Below are 14,467 nucleotides of genomic sequence, written 5' to 3'. Positions count from 1 at the left end.
TTCGCGGCCAGGACGACCGGCGACGAGACGAGATGGGCGGGGCTGCCTCAGCTGACGGTTCACGGCCTGCGCCAGACCGACGCCGAGGCGCTGCTCGAGTCGGCCGTCATCAGCCCCCTGGACAGCCGGGTGCGGACCCGGATCCTGGACGAGACGCGGGGCAACCCGCTGGCACTGCTGGAGCTGCCGCACTGGCTCTCGACGACCGAGTTGGCGTTCGGTTCGGACCACACGGACACGACGACCGTCATCACCCGGCTCGAGCAGGGCTTCCTCCGGCGGCTGGAGCAGCTGCCCGAGCAGTCACGTCTTCTCCTTCTCACCGCGGCGTCCGAACCGCTCGGCGACGTCGGGCTGCTGTGGCGCGCGGCGGAGCGGCTGGAGCTCGACTGGGATGCCGCCATCCCGGCCGAGGCGGCGGGGCTGATCGAGTTGCGCTACACGGTCCACTTCCGGCATCCGCTGGTGCGATCGGTGGCCTACCGGTCCGCGACGCCGTACGAGCGTCAGATGGTGCACCGAGCCCTGGCGGACGTGACGGACCCTGCCCTGGACCCGGATCGGCGCGCGTGGCACCGTGCGCGGGCGGCCTTCGGTCCCGACGAAGTCGTCGCCGCCGAGCTGGAGCGCTCCGCCGGCCGAGCGCTCTCGCACGGTGGGCTCGCTGCGGCTGCCGCCTTCCTCGAACGCGCGGCCGCGCTCACCCCGGACGCGGCCGAACGTGCCCGGCGGGAGCTCGACGCGGCCCGGGCCATGCTGCACGCCGGTACCTTCGAGGCCGCGCTGCACCTGCTGGCCATGGCTGAGTCGGGACCACTCAGCGAATTGCAGCGCGCCCAGATCGACGTACTCCGCGCTCAGATCGGGTTCGCCTCCAGGCGCGGCAACGAGGCCTTGCCGTTGCTCCTGAACGCCGCTCGCCGGCTGGAGCCTCTCGACGCCGAGCTCGCCCTCGACTGCTACGTGGACGCGCTGACGGCCGCCTTGTTCGCCGGTCGCCTGGCGTCCGGAGCGGGCGCGGTCGAGGTCGCCCAGGCCGCGCTCAGCGCACCGATGCCCGCCGAACCTCGGCGTGGTGACGTGCTTCTGCAGGGTGTGGCCATGCAGTTCGGCGACAGCTATCCGGCCGCGGTGCCGTTGTTGAGGCAGGCCGTGCAGGTGTTCGACAGCGATGACCTGTCGATGGAGGAAGGGGTCCGATTCCTGTGGCTGGCCACGGTCGTCGCCTCCGACCTGTGGGACCACGAGGCCTGGAGGAGGCTGGCCGGCCGGCACGTGAGATTCGCTCGCGACTCCGGTGCGCTCAGTGCGTTGCCGCTCGCCTTGAACACCCAGGTCTTCGTGAACCTCTTCGCCGGCGACCTCACGGCCGCGTCCGTGCTGGTCGACGAGATCCGCATCGTCACCGACGTGGCGGGCACCGACCTGACGCCGTACGGCGCGATCGGGCTGGCCGCCTTCCGGGGCCATGAGGACCAGGCGGGGCCACTGATCTCGGCAGCGATGGAGAACGTCGCATCGCGTGGTGAGGGGATCGGAGTATCGCTCACTCACTGGGCGCAGGCGCTGCTGTGCAACTCGCTCGGCCGGTACTCGGTAGCACTCCAGGCTGCCCGCGTGGCGGCCGCTCACCCCGAGGAGATGGGGGTGGCGAACTGGGGACTGATCGAACTGGTCGAGGCGGCAGCGCGGGCGGGCGAACCGGCCACCGCGGCCACTGCCCTCGAGCAACTCTCCGCCTTGACCCAGGCAAGTGGCACGAACTGGGCGCTGGGAGTGGAGGCCCGGTCGGCCGCCCTGCTCAACGACGGCGGCCGGGCCGAAGACCTGTACCGAGAGGCGATCCACCTGCTCGGGCAAACCGAGGTACGGGTTGAGTTGGCCCGCGCGGAACTCCTGTACGGCGAGTGGTTGCGCCGCGGCGGCCGTCGGGTGGAAGCGCGCGAGCAGTTGCGGTCCGCGCACACCATGCTGGCGGCGGCGGGACTGGACGCGTTCGCTTCCCGGGCTCGCCATGAACTCGCTGCGACCGGTGAGACGGTGCGCAAACGGTCCGTGGAGACCCGGCAGGAGCTCACCTCGCAGGAACTCCACATCGCCCGGCTGGCAGCGGACGGTCTCACCAACCCACAGATCGGCGCCGCGTTGTTCATCAGCCCCCGCACGGTCGAGTGGCACCTCGGAAAAGTGTTCGCGCAACTGGGGGTGACGGCCCGCAGCCACCTGCGGGAAGCCCTGCGACCCACCGTCGCCTGAGCAACTCGACCGCCCGGCAGCCGGCTCAGACGACGACGTTCTTGATCTCCGCCATGTAGCGGCCGGCGGCCGCGGCGGCCTCGTCCGGAGTACTGCCGTTCTGGCGGGCCTGCAGGTACGGCGCGTACCAGTCCCACCAGTCGTGCTCCGGAGCCGCCTTCTCGAACGTGTCGTGACGCTGGGCCGTTTCGTGCAGCAGTTCGGCCAGGGACTGGACGTCCATCTCGGTCCTTTCTCGGTGGTACGGCTCCGGCCCCCCGGAGGGCAAGGACCGGAGCCGTGGCATGGGTTCAGACGCGGCCCGGAAGCCGTTCGGTGATCTCCTGCAGGATCCAGCGGTTGCCCTCGGGGTCGTTGAACGAGGCGTAGGTGGCGTACGAGCGGCGCTCGGGGTCCGGCCCGGCGGCGCGTCCCTCGTCGCCGATGTGGAAGCCGCCGCCGAGGGTGCCGGCGGCGTCGTGGAACGCCTCGCTCACCTCGACGCCGCGCGAGACGAGTTCGTCGCGGGCCGTGTCGACGTTGTCGACCGTCAGCAGCAGTCCGTCGGACGAACCGGCCGGCGCGGCGGTGACCTGGGTACCGAAGATGACCGACGCGTTCGAGCCGGGCGGGGTGACCTGCATCAGCCGGTAGCCGGTGCCCGAGTCCGCCTCGGCATCCACCCGCCAGCCGAGGCGGCTGCCGTAGAAGGCCTTGGCCCGGTCGAAGTCCGCGATCGGGATGACGACGACCTCCAGCCGGAACGGGATCGTCGTGTCGTTGGACGCCGACGTCGCCTTGTCATTGCTCACCTGCGTACTCACGGAAACCTCCAGCGGGTCGGAATGTGTCGGGATGCTCGCAGTCTTGTCGGCACCAGCCCCGGATCGCGCCCGGGTGATCCCTGGTCGGAGCCCCGTGCCCTGGTCACCCTCCCGGGCTCCCGTGCCGCGACCAGTGAGTCCACGGGCGCGACGGCCCGCTCGATCGGGCGACAGTCGACGAATCAGCCAAGGAGGTTCGGATGATCGAGCACAACGGCGCGAGTCCGGGGACGAACTCCGGCCGCGATTTCGACGCGATCGTCATCGGTGGCGGGTCGCCGGGTGAGCACTGTGCCGCGGCCATCGTCGCCGGCGGGTTGCGGGTCGCCATCGTCGAGCGCGAACTGCTGGGCGGCGAGTGTTCCTACTGGGCCTGCATCCCGACCAAGACCCTGCTGCGGGCCGGCGAAGCGTTGTCGGCTGCCCGCCAGGTGCCGGGCGCTCGCGAGGCGGTGACCGGAGCCGTGGACCCGGCAGCCGTCCTGGCCTGGCGCGACTTCATGGTCTCGGACTACTCCGACGCGGGGCAGGAGTCGTGGGCCCGCGGCGCCGGACTGGACGTACTGCGCGGCTCCGGCCGGCTGGCCGGTCCGCACACCGTCGCAGTTGGCGACAGCACCTACACGGCCGACCACATCGTGATCGCCACCGGCTCCGACGCCGCCATGCCGCCCGTCCCCGGCCTGGCCGACCTGCCCGGCGTGTGGACCAACCGCGAAGCCACCGCGTTCGCAGAGGTTCCCCGGCGGCTGCTGGTCCTCGGCGCTGGTCCGACCGGTGTCGAGATGGCGCAAGCCTTCGCCGGCATGGGGTCCTCGGTCGTGCTGATCGAGGGCAACGACCGGGTCCTGCCGCGGGAGCCCGCCGCCGTCGGCTCGGCGGTCGGGCAGGCGCTCGTGGCAGACGGGATCGACGTCCGGTTCGACCAGCACGCTGTCCGCGCCAAGCTCGACGGTGACGAGTACGTGCTCGAGTTCGGCGACGGCACCGAGGCCCGTGGCGACCGGCTGCTGGTCGCCACCGGCCGCCGCCCCCGTACTGCGGGGATCGGCCTGGAGACGGTCGGCATCGAACCGGACCAGCGGGGGATACCGGTCGACGACCGGCTGGCTGTCGGCCCTGGGCTCTGGGCCATCGGCGACGTGACCGGGCTTTGGCAGCTCACCCACGTGGGCAAGTACCAGGGCCGGGTCGTCGCCGACAACATCCTCGGCCGCACCCGCCGGGCGCGGTACGAGGCCGTTCCCCGGGTCGTCTTCACCGATCCGCAGGCCGCGGTCGTGGGTGCGGCGCAAGGACGGTTCGAGGCGACTGTCTCGCTGGCGAGCGTGGCCCGTACCGCGACCTACACCCGCGAGTACGACACGCGTCCGGGCTTCCTCACCCTCGTCTCCGACGGGATCCACCTGACCGGCGCGTACGCCGTCGGGCCGGAAGCCGGGGAATGGCTGCAGCAGGCGACGCTGGCCATCCATGCGGGGGTCCCCGTCCCGATCCTCCTCGACGTGATCCAGCCGTTCCCGACGTTCTCGGAGGCCTTCCTCCAAGCGGTCCGGGACCTGGACGCCGACATCCAGAAACTCTCGTCCCAAACCACCTGGAGGACGCATGTCAACAGTCACTGAACCCACCCTGGACACGGCGGCCGTGCCCACCTTCTCGGCGGACGCGAAGCAACGACGGGAGCGGCCCACAGCCCCGGTGCCCGACATCGCGAAGGGTCCCGACGTGCCGGCCGAGGGATACGTGCTGGACGAGATCGCCGACGGCATCTTCTGGCTCGGCGACGGCAGCTACCAGAACATGTTCGTCGTCACCGCGGAGGGCGTCATCGCCGTCGACGCGCCACCGACCCTCGGGTACAACATCCTGCGGGCGATCGACCGCGTCACCAAGAAGCCGATCACGCACGTGATCTACAGCCATCACCACTCCGACCACTGCGGCGCCATGTCCATCTATCCCGAGGAGGCACCCCGCTACGCCCAGCGCGCGACCGCGCAGCGGCTGGAGTTGCTGGCTGATCCCGACCGGCCGCTGCCGACCCAGGTGTTCGACGAAACCCTGACCATCGACACCGGCGACCACACCTTGCGGATGGACTATCCAGGTCCCAATCACAGCGAGGGCAACAGCTTCATCTACGCACCCAACCAGCGGGTGCTGATGCTGGTCGACGTGATCTTCCCCGGCTGGGTGCCGTTCTCGAACCTCGCGCTGTCCGCGTTCATACCCGGCTTCATCCAGGTCCACGAGAAGGCGCTGGACTACGAGTTCGACCACCTGGTGAGCGGACATGTGACCCGCCCCGGAACCTCCGAGGACGTCCGCGTGCAACTGGAGTACATGAACGACCTGCGGGCCACCGCCGAAGCGGCCCTGTCCAGCGTCGACCTGGGCAGCACGATGGCGCCCATCGACACCGGCAACGTCTGGGCGGTGTTCCGCGCCTACCTCGACGCCGTCGCCGCTCAGACCACGGACGAGATCGTGCCTCGCTGGAAGGACCGGCTCGGCGGTGCCGACGTCTTCACCCTGCCCAACGCCTGGGCGATGGCCGAATCCCTCCGCCTCGACCTCAACTCCCTGGGCCCGTTCGGAACCGCCCCGTGACGGGGCCGGGTTGAACTGTGGTGAAAGAGGGAACCCGGGGATGATGAGCGACCAACGACTGATCGAGGCTGCCCGGCGACTCGCGGAGGCACTCACGCCCGGTCACCTGGACCACACCCTGGCCAGGATCACCGCGGCCGCTGTCGAAGTACTGCCGGATGTGGACTACGCCAGCATCACGGTGCAGCACGCGGACGGGCGGCTGGAGACGTTCGCGCCCACGGCAGAGCTGTTGTGGGACCTCGACGCGCTGCAGTACGAGTTACGGGAAGGGCCCTGCTACGAGGCGGCCGTCGACACGGTCCACGTCACGTCGCCGGACCTGGCCGCAGATCCGCGCTTTCCCCGGTACGGCGCCGGGGCGCTGCGGGCGGGGATCCTGTCTCAGGCCGGAATCCGCCTGTACGAGGCGCCCAAGGCGAACGGCGCTCTCAATCTCTACTCGACCCGGCTCGGCAAGTTCGACGACCTCGGCACGATCGGCGAACTCTTCAAGCACCAGTCGGCGATGGCGATCAGCTACGCGCACGAGATCCACAACCTGCAAGAGGCGATGCGGACCCGCCGGACGATCGGCCAGGCCGTGGGAATCGTGATGGAGCGCTACAAGATGAGCGACCCGCGGGCCTTCGCCTTCCTGAGCCGGCTGTCCCAGGACTACAACATCAAACTCCGCCTGGTCGCCGAGGAGATCGTCGCCTCGTCCGGCGACCAGGAAAAGCAGAACGACCCCGCCGGCAACTCCCGCTGACCGGCTGAGGCCACGGCTGGGAAATTGCCGGAAACCAGCGGGAAGTAGAGGGTTTCGGCGCGGATTCGGTGGCAACAGGGGTGTCTCGGAACTCGAGAAGGAGTTGTCAGATGACACCCACAACGAATCACCGGACGGACCTGGACGGTCCGCCCGGTACGGCGCCGGAAGGTGTGACCGGTACGGCGCGGGAAGAGGCCGGACACCTCAAGGAGACCGCGGGTGAGGCGGCTCGTGACGTGGCCGGCACGGCGAAGGAGAAGGCCGTCGAGGTCACCTCCGACGTACGGCAGCAGACCAGGCAGCTGGCCGGGCAGACCAAGGACCAGGTGGTCGGGCAGGCCGGGCAGCAGAAGGACAAGGCGGCCGACGGACTGCGTTCCGTCGCCGACGAACTTCGCGGGATGGCCGAGCACGGCCAGTCCGGCTGGGGCACGCAGCTCGCCCGGCAAGGGGCTCAGCTCAGTAATCAGGCCGCTGACTTCCTTCAGCAGCACGAGCCGGCGGAACTGCTGGACGAGGTGCGCCGCTTCGCGCGACGGCGGCCCGGAACGTTCCTGCTGGGTGCCGCGGTTCTGGGAGTTGTCGCGGGCCGGATGTCGCGGGCGCTGGCCGCCGGCAACAGCACGGATTCGTCGTCGAACGTCTCGGCCGGGGGACGGACGGGTGTTCCCGGTGACAGGTCGACGCCGGACGAGTACCTCGTTCCGCCGCCGCCTACCTTCAGTGAGCCGCCGATGACTCCGGCATCGATGCCGCCCCAGCCTCCGATGGGTGGACAGCCGCCGATGTCGTCGCAGCCTGCGATGGGTGGACAGCCCTCGATGGGAGGACAGCCACCGATGGGAGGACAGCCACCGAGGGGTGGACAGCCGCCGATGGGTGGGCAGCCGGGCAGGTCGTCGCAGCCTCCGATGCCGACTCCGACGGCGCCGGATCCCGATCCGGGAGCGCCGGTGACGCCGAGGTTCGGCCCCGGCACGGAGCGCTGACATGAGCACGAGTGGAACGCCGCTCGGCGCTGATCCGACCCGGCCCTCGCCCGACGAGTCGCTCGGCACGCTGGTCTCGCACCTGACCGACGACCTGGGCAAGTTGACCCGCCAGGAGTTGGCGCTGGCCAAGGCGGAACTGCGGGGCGAGGCGAAGAAGGCCGGCAAGGGCGCCGGCATGCTCGGCGGCGCCGCGGTGGCGGGCTGGATGGTGGCAATCTTCCTTTCCCTGACGGCGATGTGGGCGCTCGGCGAGGTCATGCACCTGGCCTGGGCGGCCCTGATCGTCTGCGTCGTGTGGGCGATCGTCGCGGCCGTACTGGCGATGGCCGGCCGCAAGGAACTGCAGGAGGTCAACCCCACCCCGGACCAGACGGTCGAATCTCTCAAGGAGGACGCGAAATGGCTGAAGACACAGAACAACTGAAGCGCGAGATCGAGGGAACCAGGCGGAATCTCAGCCGCGACGTGGACGCCCTGACCGAGAAGGTCAGCCCCAGCGCAGTGGTCGGCCGCCGGGTCGACCGCGTGCGTGGCGGCCTCGGCCGATTCAAGGAACAGGTGATGGGCAAGGCGGACTCGGCGAGTTCGACGGTGACCGATACGGCCGGCTCAGCCATGTCGACGGTGACCGACACGGCCGGCTCTGCCGCCTCGACGGTGTCCGACGCGGGGAGCAAGGTCGGTGACGTGGTGAGCTCGGCGCCCGATCGCGCTCGCGCGCAGACCCGCGGTACGCCGCTGGCTGCCGGGCTGATCGCCTTCGCCGCGGGCTGGGTGGTCGCTGCCGCCCTGCCGGCCTCGACCAAGGAGCAGGAACTGGCTCAAGACGCCAAGGACAAGGCGATGGAGGCCGCGGGTCCGGTCAAGGAGAAGGCGGCCGAAGCCATGCAGGAGGTCAAGGAGAACCTTCAAGAGCCCGCGCAGGAGGCTGTCGAGCACGTTCGCCAGTCCGCCACCGACGCGGTCTCCTCCGTCACCGATGAGGGCCGTCAGGCGACTCAGCGGGTCGCGGACGAATCCAAGGACTCCGCCGACACCGTGCGGCAGGCAGGCTCGCAAAGCTGATGCCGGAGGACGAGCGGAGCGACGTACCGGGGGTGGCGGCCGAGAAGCCGGCCGAGATTCCCGCCGCGGGGTGGTGGCAGATCGTCAAGCGGGCCTGGGCCGAGGCCAAGGCCGACCAGGTCCCACTGCTCGCGGCGGGAGTCGCGTTCTTCGGCTTCCTGTCGTTGTTCCCCGCCGTCGTCGCCGCCGTGATGGCCTACGGCCTGCTGGCCGATCCGGCCCAGATCCGCCGTCAGGCGCAGGACCTGGCCGCCGCGGTGCCGGAGTCGGCGCGGGAGCTTTTGCTCCAGCAGATCGACGCGCTGACATCGGCACCCCGGCAGAGTCTGGGGATCGGGGTCATCATCGCGGTCGCGACCGCCTTGTGGAGCGCGTCGGGAGGCGTCGGTTACCTGGTCACCGCGGTGAACCTCGCGTACGACGAGGAGGAGAACCGGGGATTCGTCCGCCGCAAGTTGCTCTCGCTCGGCATGACGCTGGGCGCGATCGTCTTCGTCCTGTTGACGATCGGCCTGTTCGCTGTCGGGGCGGCGATCACCGACGGAGTGCCGACGGTGATCCGGATCCTGCTGGAGGGAGCCAGGCTGCTCGTTGCCGTGCTGCTGATCATGGTGGCGCTCGCCATCACCTATCGGCTGGGCCCGGCCAGGGACGCGCCACGGCTGCGCTGGGTCTCCGTGGGCGCGATAGTCGCCACGGTCATCTGGCTGATCGCCTCGATCGGCTTCTCGGTGTACGTCGCCACCTTCGGCAACTACGCCAAGACCTACGGGAGTCTGGCCGCGGTGGTGGTACTGATGCTCTGGCTCTGGCTGACCGCTTACGCGATCCTGCTCGGCGCGGAGATCAACGCGGAGAGCGAGGAGCAGACAGCCCGGGACACCACCAAGGGACCGGAGCAACCCATCGGTGAAAGAGGTGCCGTGAAAGCCGACTCGGTGCCGTCAAAGAGTTGATCGGCACGGGAGTCAGCGTCGCCTGAGGTCTGGGATGGCACGGGCCAGGGCACAGGGGCGAGAGCTCAGTCGGTCTTCGCGCTGTGGCCTTCGGCGATCAGCGCCAGCCGACGGAGCGTTTCTGTGTTGCGCAGCCGCAGGACGGGGTCGATGACCGCCTCGGGGATCATCGTGGCCGGCCCCTTGGAGGTCATCTCGCGCATGACCAGGTGGCACTCGCCATTCCGGTCGTCCGCCACGAACTCCACCCGGCCCTCACCGGTCGGCCAGGCCCGCACCTTCAGTTGGAGGAAGCGCAGCGGCTCGTACTGCTCGACCGTGGTCGCGTCGTCGATGACCAACGGCCAGACGCCGACGGAGTGGTGGATGCTGTGGCCTGGTTGCGGCCAGCCGGCCTCCACGTCGCGGATCCGGGACGCGCCGACCACCCAGGACGCGTAGGACCAGCCGTCGGTGAGGACGGCGAAGACGTCCTCGACAGAGGCATGGATCAACCGCTCGTTCTCGCTCATGCACCGGCAGGTACCCAATCGCAACCGCTGGCACCCATCCAGTGGGTTGTCCTGTGTCGGTTGACCCCGGGCGATCGGGGTACCGGCGGGCGAGCGTGGTCTGGAACTGTGCCGCGTTCGCGTCGACTGCTTGGTGTGACCGGAATGGAGCTTTTGCTGACGATGGTCGGAGTCGAACATCTGGATGCCAGTGTCGACTTCTACCGCGAACTCGGGCTGGTGCCGGTCTGGTGGCCGGACGACGATTCGGTGTTGCTCGCGACCGGACCGGCCGAGGTACCGATGATCATGCTGAGCCGCAACTGCGACGAGACCCGGCTGGGGCCGGGCGGCGTGTTCGCCATCGACGACCTGGACGAGTTCCACCGGCGTCATCCCGACCTGGACTGGCTGGTCGCGCCGGTGGACGGCTCCGTCGGGCGGTATGCCGCCTTCGGGGATCGGACCGGCGTTCCGATCCGGCTCGTCGACTACAGCCACGAGCCCGCCGCGGCGGCGGTGTTCGCCCGCCGTGGCCCGAGCGGAAGCAGGATGGTGTCTTGAAGGTGTTGTCGATGCCGTGACGCGCGTGGTGGTGGTGACCGGAGCTTCGAGCGGTATCGGCCTGGCGTCGGCGCGCGAGTTCGCCCGGCAGGGAGCCCGGATGGTGCTGGCGGCTCGCGCGATGGACAGTCTCGCGAAGGCCGAAGAGCTCTGTACGGCCGAGGGTGCTGAAGTGCTGGTGGTGCCGACAGACGTGGCGGAGGCCGGGCAGGTCGATGCGCTGATGGAGGCCGCCGAGCGCCGCTTCGGTCGGATCGACGTCGTCGTGCATTCCGCTGCCGTGCTCGCCTACGGGCGGTTCGAGGACGTCCCCGCTGAGATCTTCGACCAGGTGGTGACCGTGAACGTCAGCGGTACGGCGAACGTCGGCCGCTCGGCCCTGCGGGCTTTCCGGCGTCAGGGCAGCGGCACGCTGATCGTGGTCGGTTCGCTGCTCGGCAAGATCGCGACGCCGTACCTGAGTTCGTACGTCGCCAGCAAGTGGGCGATCCACGGGCTGACCCGCTCGTGGCAGATCGAGGCCAGGTCCGAACCGGGGATCGAGGTCGCGCTCGTCTGGCCGGGCTCGGTGAACACGCCGGCGTACTCGCAGGCCGCGAACTACACCGGCTGGATCGGCCGCCCGCCGCCCCCGGTCGATCCACCCGACAAGGTCGCGCGCCGGATCGCGCGGGTGGCCGACCGGCCCGCCCGGGCGACGTCCGTCGGGGTGGCGAATCGGCTGATGGTGTTCGGCTACCGCCGGGCGCCTGCGGCCTTCGACGTCCTGGTGACTCCGCTGATGAGGGCCGGCGCCCTGTCCCGCGACGAGATCAGCCCGCATCCGGGCAATGTGATGGACGCGCGGCCGGCCGGCGACGCGCAGTACGGGCGGTGGGGGCGGCATTGGTTGCGACCACTCGCCGGTACGACGGTCGCCGCCGCCGTGGTTGCCGCAGGCTGGAAGGCCGTGCGCCGCTAGCGAGCGTGGAAGAGGGCGGCGCGGGCTGCGTTCGAACCACACGCGCCATGTACTCCGCCGCCCGGATGGGCCGATGCTGAGGCCAGATAGAGCGACTTGATCGCCGTTTCGGGCCGGCCGAGGCCCGGCATCGGGCGGAGTACGAGTTCCTGCCGCAACGCCGAGGTGCCGCCGTTGACGGCGCCGCCGACGAGATTGGCGTCGCGTCGCTCGAGATCCAGCGGGGTCAGGACGCGCCGGGCGGTGATCCGGTCGGTGAACCCCGGGGCGTACTCCTCGATCCGGGCCTCGATCCGGGCGGCCATCGCGGCGGCGTCGGCCTCGTCCCAGGCACCGCTGAGCTTGCCGCCGGCGTCGCCGCGGACGCGCTGCGGCACGTGGGTGTAGGCCCAGACCGACTCGGTGCCGGCCGGGGAGCGGCTCGGGTCGGAGGTGGTCATCTGGCCCATCAGGAGGAACGGGCGGTCCGGGATCCAGCCCGCCGAGAGCTGACCGGACCACCGGCGCAGATCGTCGACCGAGTCGGCGATGTGAACGGTGCCCGGCGCCAGGTCCGGAGCGTCCCGCCACGGGATCAGCGAGTCGAGAGCCCAGTCCACTTTGACCGTGCCGGGATCCCACTTGAAGGCCCGCAGTCGCATCCGCACGTGAGCGGGAAGGTCCGCCCGCGGAATCAGTTGACCGTACAGAGCCGGTGCCGACACGTCGGCGAGCACGGCCCGCTGGGCGGAGTACTCACCCCCATCAACAGTCCGTACTGCGACCGCCCGCCCGTCGCGGACCACGATCCGGTCGACTCGGGCCCCACACACGATCGAGCCGCCCTGGGAGGTGAACCGGTCGGCCAGCGCCTGCGACAGCCGCCCGGCGCCGCCGCGTGGGACGGGATAGCCGTGCTCCTGCGCGATCATCGCCAGCAGCCAACCCATCAGCCCTGAGCCCAGGCTCGTCGGAGCGATGTCCGCGTGCTGCGAGTTGGTGGCCAGCAGCATGCGCGCCGCTTGGCCGCTGAACCGCCGGTCGGCGACCGAGCGGACCGGGCCGATCAAGAGCTGAAGACGTTTCAGGCCGCGTGGGCCGAGCAGTTGCCGAAGCAGGTCGACGCCGGCCCGGACCGGGGGAAACGGCGTGAGTAGGGCCTGGGTGATCGCCGGGCCGACGCGCTCCCAGTCGGAGTACAGCTCCAGCCACGCCTGCCCGTCGCCCGGCGTCTGCGCGTCCAAGGCCGCGGCTGTGTCAGCCGGATCCGGGTGGACCAGGGCCCAGCCGCCGTCTCGCAGCGGGTTCCCGACCGGCGCGGGCGGGTTGGACCACTCCAGGCCGTGGTCGCCGAGAGTCAGCGCCTTGATGGTGGGGGAGACGGCCGCGAGCGGATAGAACGAGCTGAAGGTGTCGTGCACGAACGAGCCGTGGACATCGGTCGAGCTCCGGACCGCGCCCCCGATCGCGTCGTTCGCCTCCAGGATCACCACGTCCCAGCCGGCGTCCGCCAGCAGATTCGCGGCGACCAGCCCGTTGGGCCCGGCTCCGACGACGACCGCATCGCTCACGTGATCAACCTCGATTGCTCGTGGGATTCTTCGGCCGACGTCCTGTACCCGGGGCCTGTCTGCTCAACCGGGCGGTCAGCGGCCCGGGAGCTTGCGGGTGTCGATCAGGTTCTGGGCGACGTCGCGGAGTTTCTGGTTGGTGTCCTGGGAGTAGCGCTTGAGGACCTCGAAGGCCCGGTCGGCGTCGAGGTCGAAGCGTTCCATCAGGATGCCCATCGCCTGGCCCACCAGCTTCCGGGCGTCGACCGCCTGGTGCAGGGTCTGCTCGTGCCGGGCGTTCGCCACCGCCACCGACGCGTGCCGGGCGAGGATGTGCGCGATCGCCTGGTCGTCGACGGAGAACGCGTCGGGCCGGTTGCTGTAGAGCCCGAGCACGCCGACGGTTCCGGCCGCCGTACGGAGCGGGACGTCGAACACGCTGCGTACGCCGAGCGCGCCGACCTGGGTGCTCCACTCCGGCCAGCGGTGGTCCGTCGCGGAGTCTGCGATCAGAACAGGTGTCTGGTCGCGCAGACACACCGTGAGAGGTCCGTCACCGCGAGTCATCTGGGATTGATAGATCTCCGCGACGATGGGATCGGTCACGGCCGGGATCTCCAGTCGCCGTCCCCGGGCGGCGAGCGCCACCCCCGCATGACTGCAGCCGAGCGCCTGGAGCGCGAACCCGACGACCGCGTCGACGGTCTCCTCGATCCCGCCGGAGTCGTGCAACTCGATCGCCAACCGCGCGAAGACGTCCGCCGTCGGCAGTCCGTCGGCGGCGGATCCGTCCGGGGATGAACTCGTGGCGCCCTCAACGGGGACGCCCTCGGCTGCAGCGCGATCCATGGACCAATCATGCACGGTCCCGCTCGAGGCGGTGACTCCTGTGTGACCGGGAGCGCTCTACCGGGCGGGGGACTGGTGGCCGAACCAGGCGTCCAGGATCGCGTCGTCCTCGGCCACCGTGGTGGGCGTGGTGCGCTCCACGATCCGGAGCAGCGCGATCAGTCGGCGGGTCACGTCGCCAGTCAGCATGGTTGGAGTCCTCCCCTCTGCTGCTCTATCGCGATCGGGCACCAGAACGTTTCGGTGACGCAGCGTGATCTCCGGCGGGCTGGTTTGACAGCGACGGATTGGGTACCGGGAGCAACGATGACCAAGGCAACGATCGGCCACCTGACGGAGGGGGCGGCCGATGGGTGCCGAACGCTGGATCCGGAAGGAGCAACCCGGTATGAGCATGTTCGACAACATCAAGGACAAGGCCTCGGACGCGGTCGACGACCACGGCGACAAGGTCAGCGAGGGTATGGACAAGGCCGGCGACTTCGCCGACGAGAAGACCGGCGGCAAGTACGGCGAGCAGATCGACCAGGGCACCGACCGGGCCAAGGACGGGCTCGACGGCCTGGACGGCCAGGACGACGACATCGAGAACCAGCAGTAGGTTTCTCGACAATGTGGCCGGCGGCCGCGGGGG

The 14,467-nt window shown here is 70.0% G+C and carries 17 protein-coding genes; 11 read left to right on the top strand and 6 right to left on the bottom strand.

The window, feature by feature from the left end; all coding sequences use genetic code 11:
- Window positions 1-2,256, top strand: a 2,256-nt coding sequence (locus ABD255_RS17400; RefSeq protein WP_344215063.1) for a helix-turn-helix transcriptional regulator, incomplete at its 5' end; no start/stop codon positions are given.
- Window positions 2,257-2,281: 25 nt separating this feature from the next.
- Here ABD255_RS17400 and ABD255_RS17395 read toward each other — a convergent pair.
- A complete protein-coding gene (locus ABD255_RS17395; RefSeq protein WP_344215061.1) occupies window positions 2,282-2,479 on the bottom strand; it encodes a hypothetical protein in 198 nt (65 codons plus the stop codon).
- 67 nt (window positions 2,480-2,546) lie between these two features.
- Entirely contained in the window at window positions 2,547-3,059 is a 513-nt protein-coding gene (locus ABD255_RS17390; RefSeq protein WP_344215058.1) for a VOC family protein, read from the bottom strand.
- Between the two features lie 200 nt (window positions 3,060-3,259).
- Here ABD255_RS17390 and ABD255_RS17385 point away from each other — a divergent pair, with 200 nt between their 5' ends.
- The 7 genes from ABD255_RS17385 to ABD255_RS17355 all read left to right on the top strand — a co-directional run bounded on the left by ABD255_RS17385 (window position 3,260) and on the right by ABD255_RS17355 (window position 9,439).
- A complete protein-coding gene (locus ABD255_RS17385; protein ID WP_344215056.1) occupies window positions 3,260-4,684 on the top strand; it encodes a dihydrolipoyl dehydrogenase family protein in 1,425 nt (474 codons plus the stop codon).
- The gene (locus ABD255_RS17380) at window positions 4,668-5,672 is read left to right on the top strand and encodes an MBL fold metallo-hydrolase (protein WP_344215054.1); all 1,005 of its coding nucleotides are present in this window, start codon (window positions 4,668-4,670) and stop codon (window positions 5,670-5,672) included. Before ABD255_RS17385 ends, ABD255_RS17380 begins: the two co-directional genes overlap by 17 nt.
- 43 nt (window positions 5,673-5,715) lie before the next feature.
- Window positions 5,716-6,423, top strand: a complete 708-nt coding sequence (locus ABD255_RS17375) for a GAF and ANTAR domain-containing protein (RefSeq protein WP_344215052.1) — start codon at window positions 5,716-5,718, stop codon at window positions 6,421-6,423.
- A gap of 110 nt (window positions 6,424-6,533) precedes the next feature.
- Entirely contained in the window at window positions 6,534-7,415 is an 882-nt protein-coding gene (locus tag ABD255_RS17370) for a hypothetical protein (protein WP_344215050.1), read from the top strand.
- A gap of 1 nt (window position 7,416) precedes the next feature.
- On the top strand, window positions 7,417-7,842 hold the full coding sequence (locus ABD255_RS17365; RefSeq protein WP_344215048.1) for a phage holin family protein: 426 nt from the start codon (window positions 7,417-7,419) through the stop codon (window positions 7,840-7,842).
- Window positions 7,818-8,483, top strand: coding sequence for a DUF3618 domain-containing protein (locus ABD255_RS17360; RefSeq protein WP_344215046.1), 666 nt, complete (start codon window positions 7,818-7,820; stop codon window positions 8,481-8,483). The genes ABD255_RS17365 and ABD255_RS17360 overlap by 25 nt, the downstream gene beginning before the upstream one ends.
- Window positions 8,483-9,439 carry a YihY/virulence factor BrkB family protein gene (locus ABD255_RS17355; RefSeq protein ID WP_344215044.1) on the top strand — a complete coding sequence of 319 codons (957 nt, stop codon included), beginning with the start codon at window positions 8,483-8,485 and terminating at the stop codon, window positions 9,437-9,439. Before ABD255_RS17360 ends, ABD255_RS17355 begins: the two co-directional genes overlap by 1 nt.
- 65 nt (window positions 9,440-9,504) lie before the next feature.
- Here ABD255_RS17355 and ABD255_RS17350 read toward each other — a convergent pair whose 3' ends face one another.
- Window positions 9,505-9,951, bottom strand: a complete 447-nt coding sequence (locus ABD255_RS17350; RefSeq protein ID WP_344215042.1) for an SRPBCC family protein — start codon at window positions 9,949-9,951, stop codon at window positions 9,505-9,507.
- A 144-nt stretch (window positions 9,952-10,095) separates the two neighbouring features.
- Between ABD255_RS17350 and ABD255_RS17345 the strand changes: the two genes are divergently transcribed.
- Together ABD255_RS17345 and ABD255_RS17340 are read left to right on the top strand one after the other, a co-directional pair.
- The gene (locus tag ABD255_RS17345) at window positions 10,096-10,494 is read left to right on the top strand and encodes a VOC family protein (RefSeq protein WP_344215040.1); all 399 of its coding nucleotides are present in this window, start codon (window positions 10,096-10,098) and stop codon (window positions 10,492-10,494) included.
- Between the two features lie 16 nt (window positions 10,495-10,510).
- A complete protein-coding gene (locus ABD255_RS17340; protein WP_344215038.1) occupies window positions 10,511-11,455 on the top strand; it encodes an SDR family NAD(P)-dependent oxidoreductase in 945 nt (314 codons plus the stop codon).
- Here the strand turns inward: ABD255_RS17340 and ABD255_RS17335 are convergent.
- The 3 genes from ABD255_RS17335 to ABD255_RS17325 all read right to left on the bottom strand — a co-directional run bounded on the left by ABD255_RS17335 (window position 11,452) and on the right by ABD255_RS17325 (window position 14,022).
- Window positions 11,452-13,005 carry a phytoene desaturase family protein gene (locus ABD255_RS17335; RefSeq protein ID WP_344215036.1) on the bottom strand — a complete coding sequence of 518 codons (1,554 nt, stop codon included), beginning with the start codon at window positions 13,003-13,005 and terminating at the stop codon, window positions 11,452-11,454. The genes ABD255_RS17340 and ABD255_RS17335 overlap by 4 nt on opposite strands.
- 75 nt (window positions 13,006-13,080) lie before the next feature.
- Entirely contained in the window at window positions 13,081-13,833 is a 753-nt protein-coding gene (locus tag ABD255_RS17330) for a GAF and ANTAR domain-containing protein (RefSeq protein WP_344215033.1), read from the bottom strand.
- Between the two features lie 57 nt (window positions 13,834-13,890).
- Entirely contained in the window at window positions 13,891-14,022 is a 132-nt protein-coding gene (locus ABD255_RS17325) for a hypothetical protein (RefSeq protein ID WP_344215030.1), read from the bottom strand.
- A gap of 199 nt (window positions 14,023-14,221) precedes the next feature.
- Between ABD255_RS17325 and ABD255_RS17320 the strand changes: the two genes are divergently transcribed.
- Window positions 14,222-14,434: an antitoxin gene (locus tag ABD255_RS17320; protein ID WP_344215028.1), complete on the top strand. Its 213-nt coding sequence runs from the start codon at window positions 14,222-14,224 to the stop codon at window positions 14,432-14,434.
- Window positions 14,435-14,467 lie beyond the last annotated feature (33 nt).

The sequence above is a fragment of the Kribbella sancticallisti genome (assembly GCF_039530625.1).
In the GTDB taxonomy this organism is placed as follows: Bacteria; Actinomycetota; Actinomycetes; order Propionibacteriales; family Kribbellaceae; genus Kribbella; species Kribbella sancticallisti.
The sequence above is the reverse complement of the archived record's forward strand: the minus strand, read 5'-3'. Positions and strand labels throughout refer to the sequence as shown.